Here is a 25,163-nt window from a genome sequence, read left to right as displayed (position 1 = left end):
TCAGTCTCTCTGTTACAGGGTATGGAACCCTCTGTCGCGGATCGCATTCTCAACCTCCCAGACGTCATCGGTACTGAAGACCATAATCGGGAGTCCGCTCTGTCTGTTAAAGGACAGGTAGAGATATCCGACATTGATATTCATATCGAGGAGCGCTTTCAGAAGGTGGTTCAGATTTCCAACCTTATCCTCTACTTCAACGCCGACCACATCCCTGACGCTGACCTGGTAACCCTCTTTCCGGAGTGCCTCCTTTGCCTTCTCCGGATCGGAAACCACCATCCGGTTGACACCGTACTCCGCACTGTCCTCCGTCATGGAGCCCAGGATGTTGATTCCCTCCCGGAGCAGAACCCCCGTAATGTGCTCCAGTGTTCCTTTTTTGTTCTCTGCGTAGATCGATAACTGCTTCAGCATGTGTCTCCTCCCGGCATCTGTATGGTTATGATTCTGTTATCTGGAAAGATCCGGCAGCTGTTCAAGCTCGGCGATGGCTCTCAGTCTCATCTCCGGCGAACTGAGCGTGATGGCATTCATTCCAAGTTTTTCAGCTGCGTCTGTATTGTCCCTGCGGTCATCGAGGAACAGGCACTCCTCCGGCTTCAGTCCATAGCGCTCAAATAAGGTCCGGTAAAAGCGTTCAGCCGGTTTCCCGCACCTCTCCTCCCAGGAAACAACCGCACCGTCAACATCCGACATGAACGGTGCGCTCTCCACCTGGCACTTCCAGAGCCGCTCCGGGTAGTTGGACAGAAGATAAACGCCGTAGCCCTTCTGTTTCATCACAGGAATGGTGTCCGCGATATCCGACAGGCAGACAGACCAGACAGACGGGTCCCTGAAAAACCATTTCAGTGCCCTGGTATCCTGCGGAAAATGGCTGTAGCAGTATTCCTCGATCTCTTCGTCGCTGATTTCATGCAGGTCGTATTTCTCCCAGTATGTGCGGATGCTTTTGGAATCCCTGCTGCCAAAAAGCTGCTCCGAGAGTCGCCGGACGCCGGCCTCGTCATAGCCGAATCCTTTGAACGCCTCCCGCCAGGTATAGCTGACAAGGACGTATCCCACATCATATACGATATTGCGAATCATGGCTCCTCCCTCTCTCAACACCATCAAAGTAACCGGGCAGGCCCCTCTCATTCCTCACGGGCGTCCCGGTAGGCCCCGGTCAATCCTGATTCTCTCAGAAACTTCCGGTCTTTTTTATCCAAAACGGCGCCGGCGCACAGATCCGGCCGCTTTCTTGCCGTGATCATCAAAGACTGTTCCCGGCGCCAGCGGTCTACCGCTCCGTGGTTTCCGGACAGAAGGATCTCCGGTACCTTGTGCCCCCGCCAGATTTCCGGTCTGGAATACTGCGGATACTCCAGCAGACCGTCCCCCATGAAGCTTTCTGTCCCGGCTGATTCCTCATTGCTCAGCACACCGGGTACCATGCGGGCGATCGCATCCATCATCACCAGCGCAGGGAGTTCGCCGCCCGTCATGACGAAGTCTCCGATCGATACCTCGTCCGTCACCACTTCATCGATCACGCGCTGGTCGATCCCCTCGTAGTGTCCGCATAAAAAGACAAGATCCTCCTCCCGGGAGAGTTCCTCCGCCATCCGCTGGCTGAACCTGCTTCCTGCAGGGGACATATATAAGACGCGCGGTCTCCTGCCCTCCTGTCCGCCTATCCGGTCGAGGACAGATTCACACGCCCGGTACACCGGTTCCGCCTGCATGATCATGCCGGCTCCGCCGCCGTACGAGTAATCGTCAACTCTCCCCTTTCGCTTCTCCTCCGCAAAGTCCCGGATATTGACACAATCCAGTGTCAGTATCCCCTTTTCCTTCGCCCTACCCGTGATGCTCGAGGAAAATGCACCCTCGATCATCTCCGGAAACAATGTCAGCACATGAAAATTCAAAGAGCTCCTCCTGCCCCCGCCCCGGGAGCACCTCTCCGGCTGTCCGTGATCCACCGTCCGCATTATTGTTCATTCAGGATTTCAGTCTGTTCTGCCGGTCCTCCGGCCTCAGGCCAGTCCATCGGGCAGATGCACCGTCATCGTTCCGCCCTCAAGATCGACCTTCCGGATGCAGTCTCTGATTGCCGGAATCAGAATTTCCTTCTTCGGATCCATCTTCCCTTTGACAACATAGACGTCGTTGGCGCCTGTCACCAGAACATCTGCAATCTTTCCAAGGGACGCTCCGTCTTCCTCCCGGATGACCTCCATCCCATACAGATCTGCCACATAGTACTGGTTCTCTCCGAGGGGCACCGCATCCTTTCTGGCCACATACAGATTCTTCCTGAGAAGCGCCTGCACATCCTCGATGCGGTCGAGTCCCCGGAATTTCAGAATAACCATATTCTTGAAATAGCGAACCGACTCTACGAAAAGCGCTTCTCCCGCAAGTTCCGGGTCTGAGGCTGCGTATACCTCCGTAAGGTCTTCGAACCGTTTTACATCATCGGTTGTCGGATAAACCTTGACTTCTCCCTTCAGAGCATGTGTGGATGTAATGACGCCGATTTGCAGGTATGGCTGCAGCATAGATATACTCCTTTAAAAAAAGTCCCGCGCCTTGGCGGATGCCAAAGTGCGGGATACCAGGTCATTGAAGGATATCAACGATCACTTTCTTGTCGTCTCTGGAAGCAGCAGCCTTCACGACGGAGCGGATGGCTTTCGCAATTCTGCCCTGTTTTCCGATCACCTTGCCCATATCAGACGGGGCAACCTTCAGCTCAACCAGGATTGATCTCCCGCTTTCCTTCTCCGTAACCTCAACTTCATCAGGGTGTTCGACAAGAGCCTTTGCAATTGTTTCCACTAACTCTTTCATCGGCGTCCCCTTCGTCTTATTTTACGATTCCGGCGATTTTGAAAAGCTTGCCAACGACTGCGGTCGGCTGAGCGCCATTGCTGAGCCACTTCTTCGCCTCTTCCTCATTGATGTGGAAGGTACTCGGATCGGTGTTCGGATCATACGTTCCGATCTCAGCGATGCACTTGCCATCACGCGGTGATCTGGAATCTGCGACAACGATTCTGTAGTGCGGAGTCTTCAGCTTTCCTGTTCTTCTGAGTCTGATCTTGACTGACATGTTTCATTCCTCCAAATAATAAGATTGATGCTTGTAATGAATATATGTGAAAATGCGCATCCGCGCATATTCATCCGCTCTTGTACTTCTGTCTGTGAGCCGCACTGCGCACTGATGTCTGTATGGTCTCAGGCGTCCGCCTGCTGATTCCTCCAGCTCCGCCTTCCTGCGGCACAGCTTTCCGGCTCTCTGCACACCGGACGTGCGCTTGTTCAGAACGGGAGCCTCATGCCGCCCAGGCCGCCCATCCCGCCAAAGCCCCGGCGCTTTTTCCCGCCCTTCAGCATACTGCCATACTGCTTCATCAGCTTTCTGGACTGTTCAAGCTGCCTGCACAGACGGTTGACCTCGTCAATTGATACGCCCGCTCCCTTTGCCACCCTAGCCCGCCTCGACGGGGTCAGGATATCCGGATTGGACCGTTCCTTCGGTGTCATGGAGTAGATGATGGCCTCGGTTCTCGCCATTGCCTTCTCGTCGATTGCATCCTCAAACTGGGACATCTGAGACGAGCTGACCCCGGGAATCATCGACAACACAGACTTCATCCCGCCCATCTTCTTCATCTGGTCCATCGAAGCCAGATAATCATCAAATCCGAAGGATGCCTTGCGGAGCTTCTGCTCCATGGCCCTCGCCTGTTCCTCGTTGACATTCTGCTGGGCCTTCTCGATCAGCGTCATCACATCGCCCATGCCAAGAATTCTTGACGCCATGCGGTCCGGATAGAACTGCTGAAGATCATCCAGCTTTTCGCCCATCCCGACATACAGGATCGGCTTCCCGACCGTCGCACGGATAGAGAGCGCTGCGCCGCCTCGTGTGTCTCCGTCGAGCTTAGTGAGGATCACACCGTCGATTCCAACCTTCTCCTCAAACGCGGAAGCCACATTCACGGCATCCTGTCCGGTCATGGCATCCACGACAAGGATGGAGTCATCGACTGTGACCTTCTCCTTGATCTCATGCAGCTCGTCCATCATGTCCTTGTCGATCTGCAGACGCCCCGCTGTATCGAGGATTACGATATTGTACCCGTTCTGCTGAGCATAGCCAACCGCGTTCTTCGCAATATCAGGCGGCAGGAATTCATGTTTGTCGTCCCAGTAGACGTCGATGCCGATCTTCTCCGCGTTGACCTGCAGCTGCTTTACCGCGGCCGGTCTGTAGATATCAAGTCCGGCCAGAAGCGGCCTGTAGCCTCTGCTCTTGAGCTTCGCCGCGAGCTTTGCGGACGTGGTCGTCTTGCCGGCACCGTTCAGTCCCATCATCATGATGACCGTCATCGAGGTCTGCGGGTTCAGTTTCAGATCGACCATCTCCGATCCCATCAGAGAGGTCAGCTCATCACTGACAATCTTGATCACCATCTGACCGGGATTCAGGCCATTCATGACATCCGCGCCGACCGCCCGCTCCTGCACATCCTTCATGAAGCTCTTTACGACCTTGAACGAAACATCCGCCTCCAGGAGCGCCAGCTTGACCTCCTTCAGCGCGCTTTTGACATCTTCCTCCGTCAGTTTTCCCTTTTTGCGGAGGTTCTTGAAGATATTCTGAAGTTTATCCGACAAACTCTCGAATGCCATTCACTGCCTCCTCTCCGGCTGTCCGCCTCCGGTTCTTGCCCGTCTCGGGAAGATCTCATTCCTGCGCATCACAGCTCATTCAAAATCCGGTCACAGATCTGTCTGATGCTCCCGGCACCTGCCCCGGCGACTTCCCCGTCCTCACACATCTGCCGGATCTGAAGCGCTTCCTTTCGAATTTTCAGAAAGCGTTCCACCAGATGAAGCTTCGACTCATACTCCCTCAGCTGTACATCCACCCGCCTTACCAGATCGTGAATGCCCTGCCTGCTGACACCGTACTGTGCCGCGGCTTCACTCAAAGACAGATCGCCAAGAATGACATCGCCAAACACCTGTTTCTGGTGCTCGGTCAGAAGCTCGCCGTAGAAATCAAAGAGCATCGTCTGTTCGACAATCTTTTCCATTGAACATCACCTGCGTAAGAATACAGGATAATGAAAAAGGTGTCAAGTATTTTTTCTTGACACCTCTCTCGTTCCCGATCTTCTCTTCTGAATGGATGAATGGAGCATACACCGGCTGCCATCTCTTTGGAACGCCTGTCCTCCTTACAGGGCGGCATCCTCCATCTTCGGCTCAAAACCCGCCTCGCGAACCTTCTTCAGGATCATCTCCTTATGCTCTGTCCCGAATGCCTCCAGCGTGATAGTCAGCTTGACCGCCGCACTTCTGTTTGTCGTTACAAACTGGTTGTGTGCCAGACGGATGACATTGCCCTGCGCCTGTGCGATGGCGGTTGCAACCTTGACAAGGCTGCCAGGTTTATCCGGCAGCATGACTGAGAAGGTGAAGATCCGGTCTCTCTGGATCAGCCCTCTCTGCACGACGGAAGACATCGTGATGACATCCATATTGCCGCCGGACAGAACAGAGACAACACGTTTGTCCCTCACCTTGAGATGACGCAGCGCCGCGACCGTCAGAAGTCCGGAATTTTCCACGATCATCTTATGGTTCTCGACCATATCCAGAAAAGCCACGATCAGCTCGTCGTCATCGACGGTGATGACTTCATCGATATTCTTCTGAAGATAAGGGAACACATGCTCGCCCGGTGTCTTCACGGCTGTCCCGTCCGCGATGGTGCTGACAGTCGGAAGTGTCACAACATGACCGGCCTTCAGAGAAGCCGAAAGACATGCTGCCCCGGAAGGTTCGACACCAATCACCTTGATGTTCGGGTTCAGCATCTTTGCCAGCGTGGACACGCCTGTCGCCAGTCCGCCGCCGCCGACAGGAACCAGGACATACTCCACAAGCGGAAGGTCCTTGAAGATCTCCATCATGATCGTCCCCTGGCCGGTCGCAACGGTCGGATCATCAAAAGGATGAACGAAGGTATAGCCCTTCTCCTGCGCAAGCTTCAGCGCATAGGCGCAGGATTCATCGTACACATCTCCGTACAGAACAACTTCCGCTCCGTATGAACGGGTCCGGTTGACCTTGATCAGCGGTGTCGTCGTCGGCATGACGATTGTCGCATGGCAGCCATACTTTCTCGCAGCGTAGGCGACTCCCTGGGCATGATTCCCGGCTGATGCCGTGATCAGGCCCTTCTTTCTGTCCTCCTCGCTCATCGTGGAAACCTTGTAATAGGCACCGCGGATCTTATAGGCGCCCGTCACCTGCATGTTTTCCGGCTTCAGCCATACCTTGTTGCCGCACTGGCTGCTGAAGTAATCGCTGTAGACGAGCCTCGTATCTTCTGTAACCTGTCTTACAATCTGCGAGGCTTCCTCAAAGGCCTCCCTTGTCAGCATCTTTTTCATCTCGAATAGATCTCCTCCGGCTGCCTGAATGACGTCCTGCCTCGGGCAGTATTCCCGCACGGCCCGGCAGAACTGCGGCTGCTTTGTCCTTCACTCCTGTCTGCCTGTCTCAAAGGTCCGACTTTTTGACATCAAACAGCGCATTCACAAACTGGTCCGCGTCAAACTTCTGCAGATCATCAACCCGTTCTCCGACTCCGATATACTTCACAGGGATCCCAAGTTCAGAGTGAATCGCGATCGCGATGCCCCCCTTCGCCGTCCCGTCAAGCTTTGTCAGGATTATGCCGGTCACATTGGTGACTTCCTTGAATTCTCTGGCCTGCGCCAGCGCATTCTGACCGGTTGTTCCGTCCAGAACCACAAGCGTTTCCCTGTAGGCTTCCGGATATTCTCTGTCAATGATCCGGTTAATCTTTCCCAGCTCCGCCATGAGGTTCTTCTTATTATGAAGCCGCCCTGCCGTGTCGACGAGCAGGACATCCGCGTCCCGTGCCTTCGCCGCCGCGATGGCATCGTAGACAACCGAGCCCGGGTCCGATCCCTCCTGTCCGCTGATCATCGGCACATCGGTCTTTTTCGCCCAGATATCAAGCTGCTCCCCCGCCGCGGCGCGAAATGTATCTGCGGCAGCCAGGACGACCTTCCGGCCTTCCTGCTTCAGAAGACCGGCGAGCTTTCCGATGGATGTCGTCTTGCCGACGCCATTGACACCGACCACAAGGACAACACTCTTCTCATGCTCAAACCGGTAGTCCGCCTGTCCGACATTCATCTCATCCTTGATGCTCTGCAAAAGCAGCTCCCTGCACTGGGCAGGCTTTCTGACATGCTGCTCCTTCACCTTCTGCTTCAGATGATTCAGAATGGAGGTCGTCGCACCAATGCCGACATCTCCCATGACCAGGATCTCCTCGATCTCATCATAAAAATCGTCATCGATCGATGTGTATCCGGACAGGGCATCCTCCACACTGCTGCCGAGATTGTCCCTTGACTTGGTCAGCCCCCGGACAAGCCTGCTGAAAAAGCCTCCCTTTTTCTCCGATCCTGCCATGAATCCTGCTCCCTTCTCACGCATCAAGCTTGTCAGCTACCAGGTCGACGGAAACCAGTGCCGAGATTCCCTTCTCCTGCATGGTAATCCCGTACAGCCTGTCAGCTGCGGTCATGGATCCGCGTCTGTGAGTTATGATAATGAACTGGGTATGCTTTGTCAACTTGCGCAGATACTGGGCATAGCGCTCCACATTGTTCTCATCCAGTGCTGACTCAATCTCGTCAAGCAGGCAGAATGGGGACGGTTTCAGGTTCTGAATTGCAAACAGGAGAGCAATCGCTGCCAGTGATTTTTCTCCGCCGGAGAGCTGCATCATGTTCTGGAGCTTCTTCCCCGGCGGCTGAGCGATGACCCGGATGCCGGCATCCAGAATGTCCACACCCTCCTCCAGCTCCAGTGTCCCCTTCCCGCCGCCGAAAAGATCCCGGAACGTACGGTCAAACTCCGTCTGGATCATCGAGAACTGTTCCTTGAACCGGTCCCGCATGCCTTCATCCAGATCCTTGATAATCTTCTCAAGATCCGCTGCGGATTTTACCAGATCCTCATGCTGGGCAGAGAGGAATTCAAACCGCTGTGACAGCTCGCGATACTCCTCGATCGCTCCGACATTGACGCTTCCAAGCTGGCGGATATCATGGCGCAGCTCACCGATGCGCTTTTTCATCTCCGTAAGGCTGCCCAGGTCATCCCGCCTGAGCTCTCTGCAGGCAACAGGGGTCAGCTCGTACTCCTCCCAGAGATATGCGATGTCCTTCTCCCGGTCAGCCTTCATCTTCTCGATCTGCTGTTCCAGCCGGAAGACCTCCCTGTCAAGATATGAGCTGTGCTCCGCCAGCTGCTCCCGCTCGGTAAAGAAGGTCTTTTGCTTTTTCTCTTTCTCCTCCCTGAGCGCTGTCAGCTGCTGAAGCTCCTCCTTCAGCTGTGCCTCCTTCTCCTGCTCCTTCTGCGCCTGTTCCTTCAGACTGCCGATCTTTCCTTCCCGGTCTGCCTTCGATGCTGTCTGATTCCGAAGCGTTTTTTCGATCCCGCCCCGCTCTGTTTCCCGCGCCTGGATTTCTTCCCGAAGCCGCTCCTGATTCTGGGTGATGAATGTCCGCTCCTGACCGCTTCCGGCAAGCTGAACCTGCAGTCTGGAGAGCGAAGTATCTGCCTCTGCCGCGCTCCGCTTCAGCGCATCCAGCTCCTTCGTCCGGCTGTCGATGTCATCATTGAGTGCCTTCTGGGACGCATCCGACTGCTTCAGATTGTCCCCGCTGACATCATGCTGTGCCTTGAGGCTTTCGCGCTGGCGGGCGATCTCCTCCCGCTGGGCATTGATCTGAGCAAATGCATCCTGCGTCTTTTGGATGCGGAGATCCACATCCTGCATCTTCAGCTTCAGGGTTCCGAGATCATAGCTGCTCTGCTGGATCTTGCCGGTCACCGCGGCAATCTCCTCCCTGAGATGATTTCTGCGGTCATGCGCCTGCTCCACCTCCTTCTCAAGGCTTTCAAGCGCCTGCTTTTTCTTAGAAAGCACCCGCGAGAGGTCATCAATCTCCCGGCGCCTTCCAAGCAGGTTGCTGCTTGAGCGGAAGGCACCGCCGGTCATTGATCCGCCCGGGCTGAGCAGTTCGCCGTCGAGCGTCACAATCCGGATCGAATAGTGATATTTTCTTGCGATCGCTACCGCGTGGTCAATCTGATCAACGACAAGCGTCCTCCCGAGAAGATGCCCGGCGAGCTGCCGGAACATATCCTGGCATGTGACAAGCCCGGAGGCAAGTCCGACCACACCTGGCTCATTCAGAGCGCCTTTCTGGGAGAAATCCTGGGCTTTCATTGCCGTCAGCGGGAGAAATGTTGCTCTTCCGAACTTATTCTCCTTCAGAAAAGCAATCATGCTCTTGGCTGTCTGCTCATTGTCGGTGACAATGTTCTGAATAGAACCACCGAGCGCCGTCTCAACTGCAAGCTCATATTTCTTTGTGGTCTGGATCAGATCCGCAACCACACCCAGTATCCCGGGGAAATGATCCTTCTGCTCCATGACTCTGCGGATCGAACCGCCATAGCCCTCATACCGCTCCGTCATCGATCGAAGCGTCTCGAAGCGGGCACTCTGCCGCTGATAATCCTCCCTGGCCTGCGCCAGCTTTTCATTTCCGGAGGCAAAGGCCTCCTGCGCGTCACTGAGATCCAGATTCAGCTTTCTGGAGCGGAGTTTCAGATCCCCGGCTTCCTGTTCAGCGCCGGTTTGCTGCTGCTCCAGCTCCTTTCTGGAGTTTGTCTCCTCCTTCTCATCGCTCTTCAGAACCAGCTCCCGCGCATTCAGCTGCGCCTCCTGCACGGAGAGCTGCTCCATCAGTGTCTCCGCCCTCTGCCTGTCGGTCTGGATATCTGTCCGTTCACCGAGCAGCCGGATGATCTCCGACTTTTCCTCCTCAATCTTCTGACTGAGCGCCTCCATCTTCTCCTGAAGCGTCTTTCTGGCACTCTCCTGCTCAGCTTTCTGCGCCTCAAGCTTCAGAACAGACTCGTCGAGCGCCTGAAGGCGGCTGACCGACTCCCCCAGCTTTTCCTTTCGCTCCTCAATCTCTGTGGACAGTCTGTCCCTTCTCTCCCCCTGCTCCTTCTGGCCTGATTCCAGCGCCCGGATCTGCTCAAGCAGGAGGTCTGTCTGACTTAAAAGCTGCTGGCGTGACAGTCTGGCGGCGTTCACCTCCTCACTGAGGGCGGTCATCCTTCCGGCATCCTCCTTCAGCTCTGTCTCCAGCTTCTCGTACCGTTCCTTCGTCTCCTCAAGCTTCCTGCCGGCTTCCTCCATCTCATCTTTCGCCACACGCAGTTTTTCATCTGCCTCCTCAAGGGCCGATTCAGACTTTTCACTGCTGAGCAGAAACACATTGGCATCGAGGGCCTTCAGGCTGTCACGTTTTTCAAGATAGACCTTTGCCTTCTCGGACTGCTTCTTCAGCGGCCCGACCTGGCGCTCAAGCTCCGAAAGAATGTCGTTGACACGGACAAGATTGGCCTGTTCGCTCTCGAGCTTCTTCAGCGTGGAAGCCTTCCGATGCTTGTACTTCACAATGCCGGCGGCCTCATCGAACAGCTCCCGGCGTTCGTCCGGTCTTCCGTTCAGGATCTTCTCGACCTGCCCCTGCCCGATCAGCGAATAGCCCTCTTTTCCGATCCCTGTATCGAAAAAAAGCTCCTGGACATCCCGCATCCGCACTTCGGTTCCGTTGATCAGATACTCACTCTCTCCGGAGCGGTACAGCCGCCTGGCAACCGTGACCTCATCATACTCAACCGGAAGAAGATGATCCGCATTGTCGAATGTAATTGCGACATAGGCGTAACTCATCGGCTTTCGGGTCTGCGTCCCCGCAAAGATGACATCCTGCATCGAACCGCCTCTGAGGGACTTGGCACTCTGCTCTCCGAGCACCCACCGGATTGCGTCGGAAACATTGCTCTTTCCCGAACCATTCGGCCCTACAACAGCCGTAATGCCGTTGTGGAACTGAAACAGTATTCTGTTTGCAAAGGATTTAAAACCCTGAACTTCAAGAGATTTCAGATACATAGAATCGGATTCCTGATCATAGAAAATGGGCGTGGCGCATCGCACCAACGCCCCCCGGCCAGATGAGTCTGGCTCTTTGTTATTGAGATGCAAAAACCTGCGGGCTGACAGTGAGAAATGATACCGTATCAGCCGATCCGCACTCCCTGTTTTTTCAGCTGCAGAAGCGTATTGTAGGCGGCCTCCTGCTCTGCCGCTTTTTTCGTGCTTCCAGTCCCCCGGCCGTAGGTTCCGCCGTCGATCACGACCTCGACGGAGAAGTGCTTGTCGTGGTCCGGCCCCTCCTCCCCTGTCAGGACGTAGGAGATCTCCGAATCCGGTTTCCGCTGTACGACCTCCTGAAGAATGGTCTTGCTGTCGACAAACAGCTTTTTATGCTCCGCGTCATCCATAATAAAACGATCGATGAAAGCTTTTGACGGCTCCAGACCGCCATCCAGATAGAGGGCGCCGATCACCGCCTCAAGCGCGTCGGAAACGATTGAATTCCTTCTTCTGCCGCCTGTCAGCTCCTCACCCTTTCCAAGCTTCAGATAGCCGGGCAGTCCGAACTGCCGTGCACAGAGTGCCAGGGTCGGTTCACAGACAATACTCGCACGGAACTTTGTCAAATCGCCCTCCGGCATCTCTGGATATTTCCTGTAAAGAAAATCGGAGCTGCATACCTCCAGGACACTGTCACCGAGGAACTCCAGCCGCTCATTGTCCTGGGCGCCCTCCTCGCGATGTTCATTCGCATAAGAACTGTGGCAGAGCGCCTGGAACAGCAGCCGCCTGTCCTGAAATGTGTAGCCGATCACGCCTTCCAGCTTCCGCAGCTTCTCTGCCTCTGCCGATGAGATCATGGCTTTCACCTCACTTGACCGCCTTGGCAATCGCATCCGCAGCATCGCCGACTGTCACAATCTTCTCTGCTTCCTCTGTTGGAATCTGGATATTGAACTCTTCCTCCAGCCCCATGATGATCTGGAAGACATCCAGGCTGTCCGCCCCGAGATCATCCCTGAATGTCGTCTCCGGCTTAATCTCGTCCACATCCACACTCAAAACATCGGCAATGATCTGCTGCAGCTTCTCAAATTCCACGCTGTTTCCTTCCATCCTTAAACTCCTTTTTCCGCCGCCCTTGCGGCATCCTGCTTTTTCTTCTCCCCGGCCGCATACTCCTGAATCCTGTCCGCAATCCGCTGCTCGCGGTACTGGACACACTGATCCATCGCTCTCTCGACCTCGACCGCCTTAGAGCTTCCATGCATCTTCACGACCAGCCCGGTCAGCCCGATGATCGGTGCTCCGCCATACTGACTGCTGTCAAACTTCCTGAGCGTTTTCTTCAGCGCCGGCTTGATCAGAAGCGCTCCGATCTTTGACCGCGTGCTGGAAAGCAGCCCAGCCTTCATCTCGGAGAGAAGAACCTTCGCAACGCCCTCATACATCTTCAGCACGACGTTGCCCACAAAGCCATCACAGACAACGACATCGAACGCTCCTTCCGGGATATCTCTTGCTTCGCAGCTTCCCCCGAAGTTGATCTCGCCATCCTCATGCATCTTCTTCAGAAGCGGAAATGTATCCTTGACAAGCTGATTGCCCTTTTCTTCCTCCGCCCCGATATTCACAATTCCAACCTTCGGGCGATTGATGCCGAGGCTGCTCTGCATGTAGATGGTTCCGAGTTTTGCCCACTGCGCCAGAAACTGCGGCCGGGCATCCACATTGGCCCCTGAATCCACGAGCAGCAGAACACCTCTCTTTGTCGGGATCAGCGTCCCGAACGGAGGTCTCTGAACCCCCCTGACTCTGCCGACGATTCCCTGACCGCCGACCATCAGAGCGCCGGAATTTCCGGCCGATGCGACTGCATCCGCCTCGCCTTTCTTTACCATCGTCAGTGCGACGACCATCGAGGAATCCCGTTTGTGCATGATTGCATCCACAGGGTGCTCGGAAGTGGAGATGACCTCCCGCGCGTCCTGAATGCTGATTCGATCCTGCCAGCCGGCTAATGCGGAGGCATCCGCCTTCGCCGCCTGTGTCTCTTTCTCCAGCGCCCGGCGGACCTCCTCCTGTCTTCCGACAAGAATGATCCTCATGCCGGCATGGTGCATGACGGCATGTACCGCTCCCTTTACGATCTCCCCCGGCGCATGGTCGCCTCCCATCGCATCCAGGGCAATTCTGATCTCTCCAGCCACCTTGAAACCTCCCATCATGCTGTTTCCATATCCGGGTTTACTATACTAAATCGGTTGTCCGTTTGCAAGACAACAAAAGGGATCACCGCATTCGCAGCAATCCCTTATGTACACAACATGATCGGAAATCAGGCAGCAGCTGCCCTCTTTCCTCCTCCGTCATCAGCTTCAGGCCTCAGCCCCAACCTTGATGATCTCTCTCTTGTTGTAGCATCCGCAAGCCTTGCAGACCTGATGCGGCTTCATCAGAGCGCCGCACTTGCTGCACTTTACAAGAGTCGGAGCAGACATCTTCCACTGAGCATGCTTCATATCTCTTCTAGACTTGGAATGTTTATTCTTCGGGCAGATCGACATGGGTTACACCTCCTTATCAACACTTCTGAAAACATCCAGGACAGTTGCCATTCTTGGATCAAGCTGTCTGCGATCGCAGCCGCACTCACCCTGATTCAGGTTGTGGCCGCAGACCGGGCACAGGCCCCTGCAGTCCTCCCTGCAGAGGACACGGGACGGCCAGTTCAGCAATGCCTCACCGGAAATGAGCTTATCCACGTCCAGGTTGTATCCTTGAATTATGTAGTCCTTCTCGAATGCGTCTTCCTGAGAAGCAGCGGCGTTATCCTCTTCTTCTGCAGATGCATTCTCAGAACTGCTCTCGCCCAGATTCACCCTCTCATCGAACGACAGGTCAAGCGGCACCCGCACGGGTTCCAGACATCTGTCGCAGGGAATCTCAACCACCATCTTTACCTTCCCGGAGATGAGCAGGTTTTCTTTCTTGTCCCTGCATACCGAGATCTTCAGGGGCGTCTTCTCCAGAACCGGATAGGTTCCAAACGAGAATTCCAGCTGATTGAGATCGACCGGCAATTCCTTCTCCAGTACGGTCCCCTCCTCGAGGAGCACTTCGGTCAGATTCAGATTCATAGACAGAATTCCTCCAAGCGCACTTTGTTATTATAAAGTCCTGCTTACATGATGTCAAGCAGGACTTTTTTATAACCGCGTCTTTCGCTGCTTCTCAGGTACCCAATCGCTGCCGCCTGTTTTCTGTTCCATCCAGAGAAAAACCCTGCGGATTCAGCGTCGGGTACCCCTTTTTACTGCGCGTTCACAAGCGCAACCGTCTCACGGCAGATCGCAAGCTCCTCATTCGTCGGAATGACAGAGACGGTCACCTTCGAATCCTTCGTGGAGAGGATGAACCGTTCGCCGCGTTTCTTGTTCTGCTCCTCGTCCATCGTGATTCCAAGGTAGCCGAGATGCGCGAGCACCTTCTTGCGGACGATCCCTGCATTCTCTCCGATACCACCTGTGAATGTGATCGCGTCCACACCGTTCATCGCTGCAACATAAGCACCGACATACTTCGCGACACGATAGCAGAACGCATCAATTGCAAGGCCTGCTGCCTTGTTGCCGTTGTCCATCGCTTCCTCAAGGTCGCGGAAGTCGGAGCTCAGGCCGTCTGACAGCGCCATCACGCCGGACTCCTTGTTGAGGATGCGCAGCATCTCGTTGATGTCAATCTTCTCATGATTGCAGATATACTGCAGGATTGCAGGATCAAGGTCGCCGGAGCGGGTTCCCATGACAAGTCCTTCAAGCGGTGTCAGACCCATGGATGTATCGACGCACTTGCTGTTTTTGACAGCTGTGATCGAAGCGCCGTTGCCAAGATGGCAGACAATGACCTTCGAGTTATCCGGATCAAGCCCCAGGAACTTGATCGTCTCCTTCGAAACAAAGCTGTGAGAGGTTCCATGGAAGCCGTAGCGGCGGATCTTGTACTTGTTATAATACTTCGTCGGGATTGCATAGCGATATGCATATTCCGGAAGTGTCATGCCGAAGGAGGTATCGAAGACCGCAACATTCGGCTTGCCCGGCATCAGCTTCTGGCAGGCACGGATTCCGATCAGGTTTGCCGGGTTGTGGAGCGGACCGAGGTCAGAAGCCTCGTCAATGGCTGCAATGACCTCATCGTCCACAATGCGGGACTCCGTCAGCTTTGCGCCGCCATGCAGGACGCGGTGACCAATCGCCTGAATCTCGTCCAGGCTCTTCAGAACGCCTGTCTTCGGATTCACAAGCGCCTTCAGCACGAGGGTAATCGCTTCGTTGTGCGTCGGCATCGGAGCATCGGTGACTTCCTTCTCGCCGCCGGCCGGCTGATAAGTCAGTCTTCCGTCCAGTCCGATTCTCTCGCAGATTCCCTTTGCTTCTACCTGCTCGCTCTCAGAATCAATAATCTGATACTTCAGAGAAGAGCTTCCGCAGTTGATAATCAGTACTTTCATCGGTCTTCTCCTCTCTCAGCCCTGCATCTGTGCCTGAACAGCGGTGATCGCAATGACGCCGACGATATCCTCCCAGCTGCAGCCTCTGGACAGATCGTTGACCGGTGCCGCGATTCCCTGTGTCATCGGACCGTATGCCTCTGCCTTCGCCAGTCTCTGGACAAGCTTGTAGCCAATGTTCCCGGCATCCAGATTCGGGAAGATCAGGACATTCGCATGACCGGCTACCTTGCTGCCCGGTGCCTTGAACTCTCCGACAGACGGAACAATGGCCGCATCCAGCTGCATCTCCCCGTCAAGCGCGATGTCCGGATACTCTTCCTTCGCGATTCTTGTCGCTTCCTGGACCTTTGTGACATCATCATGCTTTGCGGAACCCATCGTCGAGTAGGACAGCATCGCGACGCGCGGCTCATGGCCTGTCAGTGCCTTGAAGGACTTTGCCGTAGAGCCTGCGATCGCTGCCAGCTCCTCTGCTGTCGGATCCTGGTTCAGCCCGCAGTCTGCAAACGCAAACGTTCCGTTATCACCGTACTCGCAATTCGGAACATTCATCAGGAAGAATGCGGAGACAAGCTTTGTACCCGGAGCAGTCTTCAGGATCTGAAGAGACGGCCGGAGCGTGTTGGCTGTGGAATGGCATGCACCGGAGACAAGACCGTCTGCATCGCCCATCTTTACCATCATGACGCCAAAGTAGATATACTGGTTCAGGAGCGTGTCCTTTGCCTGCTCAGGAGTCATTCCCTTCTTCTTTCTGAGCTCGACCAGCTTGTCGATGTAGCTCTGAAGCTTATCACTCTTCTCCGGGTCAATCACGGTTGCCTTGGAGAGGTCGACACCGTACTCCTTCTCCTTCGCCGCAACGACATCTGCCTTCCCGATCAGGATGATATCCGCGATATCCTCCTCGATCGCCTTGGCAGCGGCACGGTATGTCCTCTCATCCTCGGTCTCCGGCAGAACAATTCTCTTTCTGTCCGCTCTCGCCTTCGCCTTGATTTCATCCATGAATCCCATAACAAAAGCTCCTTTCCTGTATACACAGTTTTACTGGATGTCCGCGATTTCACGCACATTGTGGCCGCAGTGAATCTGCGATGCGCACACCTTTTTTTATTATAGGCTTCTGCAACTGACGGCACAAGTACGATATTCAGTTCAAAACCCCGGCAGACATCCCTCCGGCATCCGTCCGCCCTTCAGTTGTCCAGTGCGGCAGCTTTCCCGGCTTCCTTGAGTGATGTGCCTGAGCAGCGGGCAAATGGTGCTTCCTTCACAGCCTTCGCCAGCGATGCCTTTGACTTTGCAACCGGCTGGATGGTTCCTGCTCCGGCAATGCAGCCGCCCGGACAGGCCATCCCCTCCAGCAGATACCCGTTCAGCTTGCCGGTTTTTGCCATCATGACCATCTTTTTACAGTTTTCCAGACCCTCCGCCGCCATTGTCTTGACGTCCTTGTCCGGTTCAAGCTCCCTGGCCCGATTCACAACCGCCTGTGCAACGCCGCCGGACTGTGCAAAGCCTTCTCCGTCACCGGACGCAATCGAATCCCACGGCTCACTCTCCAGCTGATCGAACTCGATTCCCCTGGCTGCGATCATTCCGGCCAGCTCCTCAAAGGTCAGGACAAAATCAACATCGGACCGGATCGTCTTTCGCTGCGCTTCCAGCTTCTTTGCGGCGCAGGGGCCCACGAAACATACCTTGCAGTCCCTGCCGAACTTATTCTTGACCATACGCCCCGTGAAGACCATCGGCGTCAGCGCCATGGAAATCATCTCCGGGTGCTCCGGAACCAGCTTCTTCGCCATCGCGGACCATGCCGGGCAGCAGCTTGTCCCCATGAACGGCTGCTTTTCCGGAACGAGCTTTAAAAACTCTTCCGCCTCCTGGAGTGTGCAGATGTCTGCGCCGGCCGATACCTGCCAGACTCCGTTAAAGCCCAGAGCCCTGAAAAGCGGTCGGAGTTTGTCAGGCGTACATTTCGGTCCGAACTGACCTGCAATCGCCGGTGCCACAATCGCATAGACCGGCTCCTCCGAATGAATCGCCTGAATACACTGATAGATCTGGGACTTGTCCGCAATTGCACCAAACGGGCAGTTTACCAGACACATCCCGCAGGACACACACTTATCGTAGTCAATATCAGCCAGTCCATGTTCATCAGAGCGGATCGCGTCAACCCCGCAGGCCTTTCTGCACGGTCTTTCCTGACGGGTGATCGCGCCATAGGGGCACTCCCGGATGCATCTGCCGCACTTGATGCAGAGGCTCTGATCGATATGCGATTTGTGGTCGAAAACCCTGATGGCGCCCTTCGGGCAGACCTCCTGGCACGGATGTCCAAGACATCCCTGGCAGACATCCGTGACATGGATGACGTTGTCCGGGCAGGCGTTGCAGGCAAACTTGATCACATTGATCAGCGGCGGTTCATAGTAGCATTCCGGTCTGTCTGCAGCCTCCACTCCCTTTGACACAGGCTGGTTTTCATTCGCCCGGTGCGGGCTGAGACCAACCGCCAGCCGGATCCGCTGGCGGACGACTGCCCGCTCCAGGAAGACACTGTCACGGTATGTCCCGTACTCCCCGGAAATGATATGGTAGGGCACGTCATTGAATGCCTCATAGGGCGCCTGCTCATAGGCAAGCCTGGCGACCTCTTCAAATACCTGCCTCCTCAGATTGTTTAGTGATGTATAGGTTCCTTTCATCAACGGCTCCTTTCCGTCTGCATCACGGACATCGGCCGTGCCGATACACAGCCTTGTATAGACGAATTTATTTTAATCGGTTTTCCCACTGCAGGCAATCATATATACAAGATTTGCACCTCATCTCGTTTTTATGACTGTGAGGCGTCCATCCGTTTCATTTGCCCCGCTCCTGTACGCATGATAAGATGGCTTCTGAAAGTCGAGCCGCCTTCATCTCGTGCTCCGCACCCGATGATAAGCGGCCGCCTTCACAAAAAAAGCCGCCTGCGTCAGCGCAGGATGAAGACATCATCAGGGAATCAAACATGAAGACAGTTGGAATCATTGCAGAATACAACCCTTTCCACAAAGGGCATGCCTATCAGATACAAAGGGCAAGAGAGCTGTCCGGCGCGGACTATGTCATTGCAGTCATGAGTCCAGATTTTGTACAGCGTGGAAGTGTCGCCCTTGCCGACAAATGGACGCGCACCCGCATGGCGCTTCTCGGCGGCGCAGATCTTGTGCTGGAACTGCCCGTCTGCTATGCCTGCGCGAGCGCAGAATATTTCGCGGAAGGCGGCGTTGCCCTCCTGAACGCGCTGAACGTCGTCGACGGACTTTCATTTGGCTGTGAAGCGGGGGACCTTGCGCTTTTAAGCAGTGCGGCGCACTTCTTTGCCGTCCCACGTGAAAAAGAACCCGCATTGTACAGAAACTTTCTTCAAAAGCGGCTGAAAATGGGGCATTCCTATCCTCAGGCACGCATGGAAGCATATGCAGATTTCAACGGCACAAAGGCATCATGCTCCTGTTCGTGCGTTTCCGATGCGTCCGGCAGGGACACAGCCCGCCTTGCGGCGCAGCTTTCTCAGCCAAACAACATCCTGGCGGTTGAATATCTGAAAGCCATTGAGCGGCTGCACAGCCCGCTCAGGCCGGTTCCGGTTCAGCGAATTGGAGAAGGCTATCATGGCAAAACTGCTGTATCTGATTCCGATGCGCCTGATTCTTCTTCATCAGGCTTTGTCGGTTCGGAAAGCAGCCGCTCGTTTGTCTCAGCCGCGACAGTCCGCCGTCTGATTCGGGATGGGGACACAGACAAGCTTCAAGGTCTCCTTCCAGACAGTTCCTGCGCGCTCCTTCAGAAAGCGTCTGAACATGACGCCCTGCTCTTCGATGATGCCCTTGGACAGATGCTTCAGCTCCGGCTGGTTGAACTGGCCTGCCAGGAACGATACGGAAGCACCCCGCTCACAGACTGGCTGGATGTCACGCCAGACCTGGCGAACCGGATCCGGAATCACCTGGATGAATACAGGTCATTTGAACAGTTCGTCACACTCATGAAGACCAGGCAGATGACAGAAGCCCGGATCCGCCGCGCCCTGCTGCACATCCTGCTGGATATCCGGACATCGGATGCAGTGCATGTACGCGCAGAGAAGCCGGTATTATATGCCCGTATCCTTGGTTTCCGAAAGAGCGCACAACCGCTGATCCGGAAGATCCGGCATGAAGCCGATGTTCCTGTTATCTCTGACCTTCCCGCCGCTCTGCGCCTTCCTGCCTTCCATGTCCCATCCGGATCTCCCGATCCTGCAGACGGAAATGACGCAGCTGTACGCCGCGCGATGCTTCTTCAGACCGTCTATGCATCCCGCATCCGCAGCCTCGCTGTGCAGAATCAAACAGGCCGTCTGCCGGTTTCGGAATACCGGAGACAGCCTGTAATCCTGTAAAACGTCTTGCAGCTGCAGCTTTGTCGATACGCCCTGGTTCAAATTGCGCCCGGGCCCCCTAAAAGGCGCATGCCTGCGTTATCTGCGGCCGGAAGTAACCTTCGGCAGGTTCCATTTAAACCGGTGTGCCATACACCTGATGAGAATCACCGTAAAGAACCCCGCAAGGATTGCCGTGTTCCGCTCTACTCCGCCCTCCAGGCATAGCGCCATCACAAGTGCACCTGCGATGGACGCGCAGGCATAGATATTCCGCGTCAGAATGACGGGCATCTGATTTGCAAGCAGATCTCGCAGAACGCCTCCCCCGACACCGGTCATGACCCCCAGAAATGTCAGCAAAAACACGCTCCTGTGCTGTCCGACGGAGAGTCCCGCATATACACCGTCGACAGAGAATGCTGCCAGCCCCAGCGTGTCAAACCAGAAAAATACCTGCGCATAGACCTTGACCATGTTGTCCGGAATCGCTACTTTCCTGCGCGCCTTGATGAAAAAGAAAATGAAGCAGCAGTTTGCGGTAATGGAAGAGATCAGGACATAAAACGGATTCCGGAACATGACCGGCGGAAACTTGCCGATCAGCGTATCGCGAATCATTCCGCCGCCTGTTGCGGTTACAATCGCCAGAATATTGACACCGAAGATATCCATGTCCCGTCCGATCGCCAGCACTGCTCCTGACAGCGCAAAGGCAATCGTCCCGATCAGATCCATCAGAGGAATAAAAAAAGCCGTCTGTTCCATTGAGAGTCCCTGTATGTAAAGTCTGTTTTGACAATTTATACGTATTGTGTGTATGATGAGGATGATTCATTCACTCCGTCAACTATATCATAATTACAGCATGCAGGGGGAATTGACATGAAGCTCATCTATCCGGCAATCTTTACGCCTTACGACGATAACAGCGGCTATGATGTGGAGGTCCCGGATCTTGAAGGCTGCTCTTCCGGCGGCGATACACTGGAAGAAGCGATGGAGAATATCTGCGATGAGGCCGCCCGCTACATCCTCATCCACATGGAATCCGGAAGGCAGATTCGGAAAGCATCGCCCTATGAAGCGATCAAAGCGCCGGGCAGGGGGGCCTTTGTCAGCCTGATCCTGATTGATATGGGTGCTTACTCCGATGCGCATGCTGAGAAGGCTGTCCGCAAAAACATCACGATTCCCGCATGGCTGAATGCCTACGGAGAAGCGCGGAATGTCAACTTCTCCCGTCTTCTTCAGGATGCGCTGCTCGGGCTGACGCAGAAGTCCATAGATTGACAAATACTTCAAGATAAGAAAAAGTCCCGGAAATGCTGTTATCAACAAGCATCCTGGGACTTTTTCATAATGCCGGTGGTGGGACTTGAACCCACACGCAGTTTCCTGCCGCAGATTTTGAGTCTGCTTCGTCTGCCATTCCGACACACCGGCTGAACTTTTCTTAAATAAATTGAAGCCACACAGGTTGGATTCTATCACAGACAGACGGATGTGACAATCTTTTTTGATCATTCAAACAGCGGCTGTTAAGTTGTGAAGGTAAGTTTGCAATCATGATGCGTCCGCTTTTCAGCAGACGCATCCCTCGGCAACGATCTTCACTTAATAGGTACAGATGCCCCTGCATCTTATTCATGATTCACCGCGCTTCTGGTGTCGTATTCTCTTCGAAAATCATCAAAATCGACATCCACCGCAACCAGTGTTCCAGGACCTGCATCTGCAAACGTTCCTGCATGCACATCAATCTCTTCGATTGCAGAAGGTTCCGGAACCTTCTGCTGGTGATCATGCATGGTGATGCCCTTTTGTCCTATTGCATCTCTCGCCATATCGATTGCGTCTCGCATGTTTTTCCCTTCTGTGAGAATTCCCAGGTCAGGTACTTCAACAAGCACACATTCTCCATCTTGCGTTAAAATTGCTGGATACTTTGCTCTCATAAGTCACTTCACCGTTTCAGAACTTCTCCCTGTCCTCAATCTCATCCAGTTTTTTCCCGACCGGGAAGCAGTCAAAGGTTGCAAAGTAGTCCCTCGGCGTCTCCCTTCTCCGGATCAGCTGCACGCTTCCATCTTCCTTCAGAAGCAGCTCCGATGACCAGAGGCGGCCGTTGTAGTTATAGCCCATCGAGAAGCCGTGCGCCCCGGCATCGTGAATGAACAGGTAGTCTCCCTTGTTGATCTCCGGAAGATCGCGGTCAACTGCAAACTTATCATTGTTCTCACACAGAGAACCCGTCACATCGTATCTGTGGTCATGCGGAAGCTGTTCCTTGCCGAGCACTGTGATGTGATGGTACGCGCCGTACATGGCCGGCCTCATCAGGTTTGCCGCGCAGGCGTCCACGCCGATATACTCCTTGTAGATATGCTTCTCGTTGATGGCTCTGGTAATAAGCGCCCCGTACGGTCCCATCATGAAGCGTCCCATCTCTGTGAAGATCTTCACATGGCCCATGCCGTTCCTCGCCAGGATCTCATCATAGACCTTGTGCACGCCTTCTCCGATCTTCTGGATATCATTCGGCTCCTGGTCCGGGCGATATGGAATACCGACGCCGCCAGAAAGGTTGATGAACTCGATGCTGCAGCCGGTCTCATTCCGGAGCCTGACGGCAAGTTCGAACAGAGTCCGCGCCAGCGCCGGGTAGTAGTCATTGGTCACGGTATTGGATACAAGAAATGCATGAAGGCCGAAATGTTTCACGCCCTTCTGCTTCAGGATCCGGTACGCTTCAAAAATCTGCTCTTCCGTCATCCCGTATTTGGAGTCTCCCGGATTGTCCATGATACCATTCGACAGTCTGTAAACTCCGCCCGGATTAAAGCGGCAGCTCATCGTCTCCGGCAGTCTGCCCAGCACCTTCTCCACAACCGGGATATGGGTAATATCATCAAGATTGATGATTGCGCCGAGCTCATTGGCGTAGCGGAACTCCTCCGGCTCTGTATCGTTGGAGGAGTACATAATCTCCTGTCCGGTAATCCCGGATGCCTCCGCCAGCATCAGCTCTGCCGGTGAGGAGCAGTCGCTCCCGCAGCCGTATTCATGCAGAATTTTCATCAGAAACGGGTTGGGCGTTGCCTTTACGGCAAAATATTCCTTGAAGCCCGGATTCCACGCAAAGGCTCTCTGAACCTTCTTTGCGTTCTCCCGAATCCCCTTCTCGTCATACAGATAGAACGGAGTCGGATACTCCTTCGCAATCTCCTGTACCTGCTCGAATGTCACGAACGGATTTTTAACCACCTGGCGCCTCCTGATCAATTGAGTCAAACAATCGCATTCCATCTTATTTAACACAAATGACGGCAAACTGTAAAGTGTAACTCCAGATGACCAGTGCCGAACCGTCTCCTGCCGTCATTATTCTGTTTTTTTCTTCTCATCGGGTGAATTGTCTGCTAAAATATTTCTGACAGCCGACTGGGAGGTGATGGCATGAAAGTTCTCTTAAACAGTTCGGAAATGAAATCGTGTGACGTTTCCACGATGATGCAATACGGGATCCCGTCCGAAGTCCTGATGGAGCGTGCCGCGCTCGCTGTCAGAGACGCGGCGGTGAAACATTTTCATCCAGAGAATGTGCTTGTGCTGTGCGGGAGCGGCAACAATGGTGGGGACGGCTTTGCCGCTGCAAGGCTTCTGATGGATCTGGGGATCCGGGCGGATGTCCTCTTTCTCGGGACACATGCCCGCATGACCAAACAATGCCAGCTGGAGGAGGACATCTTCCAGCGCTGCGGCGGACAGGTTCTCCCAGATGATGCCAGTCTCTCCGGCTACGATTTGATCATCGACGCCTTGTTCGGAATCGGCCTTTCACGGGAAATTCTGGGAAGGTATGCTGATCTCATTAACGCTGTAAACCGGTCGGATACACCGGTGCTTTCAGTGGATATGCCATCGGGCGTGTCCGCCGACAACGGACAGATTCTCGGCACGGCCATCCATGCAGACCTGACGGTCACCTTCCAGTTTGAAAAGCTCGGGCAGAAGCTGTTCCCCGGTGCTGAACGCTGCGGAAAGCTGATCACCTGCGATGTCGGAATTCGGAATTCTGTTCCCTTCCACGCCGGCTTTCAGGCAGTCTCTGGCTGCAGCAATCCGGACAGGGAAAACGCCCCGGCTTATACGCTGGAGGAAAACGATCTGTCCGCCCTTCTACCCAGGCGGCATGCCGATGACCACAAGGGTGACTGCGGAAAGCTGCTCATCATCTCCGGAAATACCGGTATGGCCGGCGCTGCAATCCTGGCTGCCAGGTCTGCACTGCGGAGCGGCGTCGGAATGGTGTGCGTGCTGTCTCATCCTGACAACCGGCTTGCGGTCCAGACCGCTGTCCCGGAAGCGCTCTTTGCCCCGTGGCCGGCCGATCTCTCTCCGGATTCGGACGGCAGGAAACTGCTTGCCCGATGGCTCTTATGGTGTGATGCAGCTGCAGTCGGTCCGGGGCTTGGAACAGACGCCTCCAGTCTCTCGATACTGACGGCCTTCCTTCGGAACTACAGAGGTTCTGCCGTCCTCGATGCGGATGCCCTGAACCTTCTGGCAGAGCATCAGAAGCTTCTTTCGCCCGAAAGACTGTCCGATTCTGTATCTGACACAGCCCCCGGGACAGATTTTTGTGACGTTTCGGCTGTCATCACCCCACATCCGGGAGAAATGAGCCGGCTTACTCATTCGCCGATGAATGAAATTCTGACCGACCCTGTTCATGTTGCGCGATCCTATTCCCGGAAGACGGGAATGACGGTCGTCCTGAAGGGTGCACGGACCGTCGTCACAGACGGTGCTGATACGATGCTCAACACACTCGGCAATGAAGGCATGGCAACTGCCGGCTCCGGCGATTCTCTGACCGGTATCATCGGTTCTCTGCTGGCGCAGGGACTGGAGCCCTTTGATGCAGCACAGGCCGGCGTCCTTCTTCATGCAATGGCCGGAGACAAGGCTGCAGAAGCCCTCGGCACAAGGAGCATGAAAGCCGGAGACCTGGCGGACTTTCTCCCGGAGGTGCTGAAGGGGATTCGCTTCTAGGACATGCCTGCCCTTCATCTCCAGATCCTGTGTCGCTGAAAGGTATTCGTTTCTAAGACAGACCTGCCCTTCACGTCCAGACGCCTTGC

At 54.8% G+C, this 25,163-nt stretch carries 25 protein-coding genes and 1 tRNA gene; 3 read left to right on the top strand and 23 right to left on the bottom strand.

Annotated features, from left to right (window positions below; genetic code table 11):
* Nucleotides 1-12 precede the first annotated feature (12 nt).
* The 19 genes from ACTQ1N_RS05580 to ACTQ1N_RS05490 form a co-directional block, all read right to left on the bottom strand.
* Nucleotides 13-417 (bottom strand): ACT domain-containing protein, encoded by a 405-nt coding sequence (locus tag ACTQ1N_RS05580; RefSeq protein WP_441955425.1) that lies wholly within the window; start codon nucleotides 415-417, stop codon nucleotides 13-15.
* A 36-nt stretch (nucleotides 418-453) separates the two neighbouring features.
* Entirely contained in the window at nucleotides 454-1,092 is a 639-nt protein-coding gene (locus tag ACTQ1N_RS05575; protein WP_441955423.1) for an HAD family hydrolase, read from the bottom strand.
* 47 nt (nucleotides 1,093-1,139) lie between these two features.
* Nucleotides 1,140-1,916: a tRNA (guanosine(37)-N1)-methyltransferase TrmD gene (trmD, locus tag ACTQ1N_RS05570; protein WP_441955421.1), complete on the bottom strand. Its 777-nt coding sequence runs from the start codon at nucleotides 1,914-1,916 to the stop codon at nucleotides 1,140-1,142.
* Between the two features lie 108 nt (nucleotides 1,917-2,024).
* Nucleotides 2,025-2,546 carry a ribosome maturation factor RimM gene (gene rimM / locus ACTQ1N_RS05565; RefSeq protein WP_441955543.1) on the bottom strand — a complete coding sequence of 174 codons (522 nt, stop codon included), beginning with the start codon at nucleotides 2,544-2,546 and terminating at the stop codon, nucleotides 2,025-2,027.
* A 64-nt stretch (nucleotides 2,547-2,610) separates the two neighbouring features.
* Complete coding sequence (locus ACTQ1N_RS05560) at nucleotides 2,611-2,841, bottom strand: KH domain-containing protein (RefSeq protein WP_441955419.1); 231 nt, start codon at nucleotides 2,839-2,841, stop codon at nucleotides 2,611-2,613.
* Nucleotides 2,842-2,857: 16 nt separating this feature from the next.
* A complete protein-coding gene (gene rpsP, locus ACTQ1N_RS05555; protein ID WP_154523778.1) occupies nucleotides 2,858-3,103 on the bottom strand; it encodes a 30S ribosomal protein S16 in 246 nt (81 codons plus the stop codon).
* Nucleotides 3,104-3,315: 212 nt separating this feature from the next.
* Complete coding sequence (ffh, locus tag ACTQ1N_RS05550; protein ID WP_441955417.1) at nucleotides 3,316-4,692, bottom strand: signal recognition particle protein; 1,377 nt, start codon at nucleotides 4,690-4,692, stop codon at nucleotides 3,316-3,318.
* Nucleotides 4,693-4,760: 68 nt separating this feature from the next.
* On the bottom strand, nucleotides 4,761-5,099 hold the full coding sequence (ylxM, locus tag ACTQ1N_RS05545; RefSeq protein ID WP_441955415.1) for a YlxM family DNA-binding protein: 339 nt from the start codon (nucleotides 5,097-5,099) through the stop codon (nucleotides 4,761-4,763).
* A gap of 144 nt (nucleotides 5,100-5,243) precedes the next feature.
* Nucleotides 5,244-6,455 carry a threonine ammonia-lyase gene (gene ilvA, locus ACTQ1N_RS05540; RefSeq protein WP_441955541.1) on the bottom strand — a complete coding sequence of 404 codons (1,212 nt, stop codon included), beginning with the start codon at nucleotides 6,453-6,455 and terminating at the stop codon, nucleotides 5,244-5,246.
* 118 nt (nucleotides 6,456-6,573) lie between these two features.
* Complete coding sequence (ftsY, locus tag ACTQ1N_RS05535; RefSeq protein ID WP_441955413.1) at nucleotides 6,574-7,521, bottom strand: signal recognition particle-docking protein FtsY; 948 nt, start codon at nucleotides 7,519-7,521, stop codon at nucleotides 6,574-6,576.
* Nucleotides 7,522-7,537: 16 nt separating this feature from the next.
* Entirely contained in the window at nucleotides 7,538-11,095 is a 3,558-nt protein-coding gene (gene smc / locus ACTQ1N_RS05530; protein WP_441955411.1) for a chromosome segregation protein SMC, read from the bottom strand.
* Between the two features lie 128 nt (nucleotides 11,096-11,223).
* Nucleotides 11,224-11,940 (bottom strand): ribonuclease III, encoded by a 717-nt coding sequence (gene rnc / locus ACTQ1N_RS05525; protein ID WP_441955409.1) that lies wholly within the window; start codon nucleotides 11,938-11,940, stop codon nucleotides 11,224-11,226.
* Between the two features lie 10 nt (nucleotides 11,941-11,950).
* Complete coding sequence (gene acpP, locus ACTQ1N_RS05520; protein WP_441955539.1) at nucleotides 11,951-12,181, bottom strand: acyl carrier protein; 231 nt, start codon at nucleotides 12,179-12,181, stop codon at nucleotides 11,951-11,953.
* A gap of 17 nt (nucleotides 12,182-12,198) precedes the next feature.
* Nucleotides 12,199-13,290, bottom strand: coding sequence for a phosphate acyltransferase PlsX (gene plsX, locus ACTQ1N_RS05515; protein WP_441955407.1), 1,092 nt, complete (start codon nucleotides 13,288-13,290; stop codon nucleotides 12,199-12,201).
* 168 nt (nucleotides 13,291-13,458) lie between these two features.
* Nucleotides 13,459-13,647: a 50S ribosomal protein L32 gene (rpmF, locus tag ACTQ1N_RS05510; RefSeq protein WP_154523799.1), complete on the bottom strand. Its 189-nt coding sequence runs from the start codon at nucleotides 13,645-13,647 to the stop codon at nucleotides 13,459-13,461.
* Nucleotides 13,648-13,650: 3 nt separating this feature from the next.
* Complete coding sequence (locus ACTQ1N_RS05505) at nucleotides 13,651-14,220, bottom strand: DUF177 domain-containing protein (RefSeq protein ID WP_441955405.1); 570 nt, start codon at nucleotides 14,218-14,220, stop codon at nucleotides 13,651-13,653.
* Between the two features lie 173 nt (nucleotides 14,221-14,393).
* Nucleotides 14,394-15,593 (bottom strand): acetate/propionate family kinase, encoded by a 1,200-nt coding sequence (locus tag ACTQ1N_RS05500; RefSeq protein ID WP_441955403.1) that lies wholly within the window; start codon nucleotides 15,591-15,593, stop codon nucleotides 14,394-14,396.
* Between the two features lie 15 nt (nucleotides 15,594-15,608).
* Entirely contained in the window at nucleotides 15,609-16,613 is a 1,005-nt protein-coding gene (gene pta, locus ACTQ1N_RS05495) for a phosphate acetyltransferase (protein WP_441955401.1), read from the bottom strand.
* A 182-nt stretch (nucleotides 16,614-16,795) separates the two neighbouring features.
* Nucleotides 16,796-18,313 (bottom strand): 4Fe-4S dicluster domain-containing protein, encoded by a 1,518-nt coding sequence (locus ACTQ1N_RS05490; protein ID WP_441955399.1) that lies wholly within the window; start codon nucleotides 18,311-18,313, stop codon nucleotides 16,796-16,798.
* A 308-nt stretch (nucleotides 18,314-18,621) separates the two neighbouring features.
* Between ACTQ1N_RS05490 and ACTQ1N_RS05485 the strand changes: the two genes are divergently transcribed.
* Nucleotides 18,622-20,037 carry a tRNA(Met) cytidine acetate ligase gene (locus tag ACTQ1N_RS05485; RefSeq protein WP_441955397.1) on the top strand — a complete coding sequence of 472 codons (1,416 nt, stop codon included), beginning with the start codon at nucleotides 18,622-18,624 and terminating at the stop codon, nucleotides 20,035-20,037.
* A gap of 78 nt (nucleotides 20,038-20,115) precedes the next feature.
* On the opposite strand, the gene ACTQ1N_RS05480 is transcribed toward ACTQ1N_RS05485, so the two are convergent.
* Nucleotides 20,116-20,784, bottom strand: coding sequence for a trimeric intracellular cation channel family protein (locus tag ACTQ1N_RS05480; protein WP_441955395.1), 669 nt, complete (start codon nucleotides 20,782-20,784; stop codon nucleotides 20,116-20,118).
* Between the two features lie 117 nt (nucleotides 20,785-20,901).
* On the opposite strand from ACTQ1N_RS05480, the gene ACTQ1N_RS05475 reads away from it, so the two are divergent.
* Nucleotides 20,902-21,309, top strand: coding sequence for a type II toxin-antitoxin system HicB family antitoxin (locus ACTQ1N_RS05475; RefSeq protein ID WP_441955393.1), 408 nt, complete (start codon nucleotides 20,902-20,904; stop codon nucleotides 21,307-21,309).
* A 70-nt stretch (nucleotides 21,310-21,379) separates the two neighbouring features.
* Here the strand turns inward: ACTQ1N_RS05475 and ACTQ1N_RS05470 are convergent.
* The 3 genes from ACTQ1N_RS05470 to ACTQ1N_RS05460 all read right to left on the bottom strand — a co-directional run bounded on the left by ACTQ1N_RS05470 (nucleotide 21,380) and on the right by ACTQ1N_RS05460 (nucleotide 23,283).
* A tRNA-Leu gene (locus ACTQ1N_RS05470) sits at nucleotides 21,380-21,462 on the bottom strand.
* Between the two features lie 197 nt (nucleotides 21,463-21,659).
* Nucleotides 21,660-21,974 carry a type II toxin-antitoxin system HicB family antitoxin gene (locus ACTQ1N_RS05465; protein ID WP_441955391.1) on the bottom strand — a complete coding sequence of 105 codons (315 nt, stop codon included), beginning with the start codon at nucleotides 21,972-21,974 and terminating at the stop codon, nucleotides 21,660-21,662.
* Between the two features lie 16 nt (nucleotides 21,975-21,990).
* Entirely contained in the window at nucleotides 21,991-23,283 is a 1,293-nt protein-coding gene (locus tag ACTQ1N_RS05460) for a diaminopimelate decarboxylase (protein ID WP_441955389.1), read from the bottom strand.
* Between the two features lie 192 nt (nucleotides 23,284-23,475).
* Here ACTQ1N_RS05460 and ACTQ1N_RS05455 point away from each other — a divergent pair, with 192 nt between their 5' ends.
* Nucleotides 23,476-25,074, top strand: coding sequence for an NAD(P)H-hydrate dehydratase (locus ACTQ1N_RS05455; protein ID WP_441955387.1), 1,599 nt, complete (start codon nucleotides 23,476-23,478; stop codon nucleotides 25,072-25,074).
* The last annotated feature ends 89 nt before the right edge of the window (nucleotides 25,075-25,163 follow it).

The organism is Porcincola sp. LCP21S3_C12 (assembly GCF_052118625.1).
Taxonomy (GTDB): domain Bacteria; phylum Bacillota; class Clostridia; order Lachnospirales; family Lachnospiraceae; genus Porcincola.
This window is presented reverse-complemented; position numbering and strand designations above follow the sequence as displayed.

Excerpts from the sequence above, each read along its gene's own strand:
- ACTQ1N_RS05500 (WP_441955403.1), bottom strand. The coding sequence starts at position 15,593 with ATGAAAGTACTGATTATCAACTGCGGAAGCTCTTCTCTGAAGTATCAG.
- ACTQ1N_RS05475 (WP_441955393.1), top strand. The coding sequence starts at position 20,902 with ATGAAGCTCATCTATCCGGCAATCTTTACGCCTTACGACGATAACAGC.
- ACTQ1N_RS05465 (WP_441955391.1), bottom strand. The coding sequence starts at position 21,974 with ATGAGAGCAAAGTATCCAGCAATTTTAACGCAAGATGGAGAATGTGTG.
- ACTQ1N_RS05560 (WP_441955419.1), bottom strand. The coding sequence starts at position 2,841 with ATGAAAGAGTTAGTGGAAACAATTGCAAAGGCTCTTGTCGAACACCCT.
- ftsY (WP_441955413.1), bottom strand. The coding sequence starts at position 7,521 with ATGGCAGGATCGGAGAAAAAGGGAGGCTTTTTCAGCAGGCTTGTCCGG.
- ACTQ1N_RS05505 (WP_441955405.1), bottom strand. The coding sequence starts at position 14,220 with ATGAATCTGAATCTGACCGAAGTGCTCCTCGAGGAGGGGACCGTACTG.
- pta (WP_441955401.1), bottom strand. The coding sequence starts at position 16,613 with ATGGGATTCATGGATGAAATCAAGGCGAAGGCGAGAGCGGACAGAAAG.
- ylxM (WP_441955415.1), bottom strand. The coding sequence starts at position 5,099 with ATGGAAAAGATTGTCGAACAGACGATGCTCTTTGATTTCTACGGCGAG.
- ffh (WP_441955417.1), bottom strand. The coding sequence starts at position 4,692 with ATGGCATTCGAGAGTTTGTCGGATAAACTTCAGAATATCTTCAAGAAC.
- rpsP (WP_154523778.1), bottom strand. The coding sequence starts at position 3,103 with ATGTCAGTCAAGATCAGACTCAGAAGAACAGGAAAGCTGAAGACTCCG.
- ACTQ1N_RS05575 (WP_441955423.1), bottom strand. The coding sequence starts at position 1,092 with ATGATTCGCAATATCGTATATGATGTGGGATACGTCCTTGTCAGCTAT.
- smc (WP_441955411.1), bottom strand. The coding sequence starts at position 11,095 with ATGTATCTGAAATCTCTTGAAGTTCAGGGTTTTAAATCCTTTGCAAAC.
- ACTQ1N_RS05455 (WP_441955387.1), top strand. The coding sequence starts at position 23,476 with ATGAAAGTTCTCTTAAACAGTTCGGAAATGAAATCGTGTGACGTTTCC.
- ACTQ1N_RS05485 (WP_441955397.1), top strand. The coding sequence starts at position 18,622 with ATGAAGACAGTTGGAATCATTGCAGAATACAACCCTTTCCACAAAGGG.
- ilvA (WP_441955541.1), bottom strand. The coding sequence starts at position 6,455 with ATGCTGACAAGGGAGGCCTTTGAGGAAGCCTCGCAGATTGTAAGACAG.
- ACTQ1N_RS05490 (WP_441955399.1), bottom strand. The coding sequence starts at position 18,313 with ATGAAAGGAACCTATACATCACTAAACAATCTGAGGAGGCAGGTATTT.
- ACTQ1N_RS05580 (WP_441955425.1), bottom strand. The coding sequence starts at position 417 with ATGCTGAAGCAGTTATCGATCTACGCAGAGAACAAAAAAGGAACACTG.
- rpmF (WP_154523799.1), bottom strand. The coding sequence starts at position 13,647 with ATGTCGATCTGCCCGAAGAATAAACATTCCAAGTCTAGAAGAGATATG.
- rnc (WP_441955409.1), bottom strand. The coding sequence starts at position 11,940 with ATGATCTCATCGGCAGAGGCAGAGAAGCTGCGGAAGCTGGAAGGCGTG.
- ACTQ1N_RS05480 (WP_441955395.1), bottom strand. The coding sequence starts at position 20,784 with ATGGAACAGACGGCTTTTTTTATTCCTCTGATGGATCTGATCGGGACG.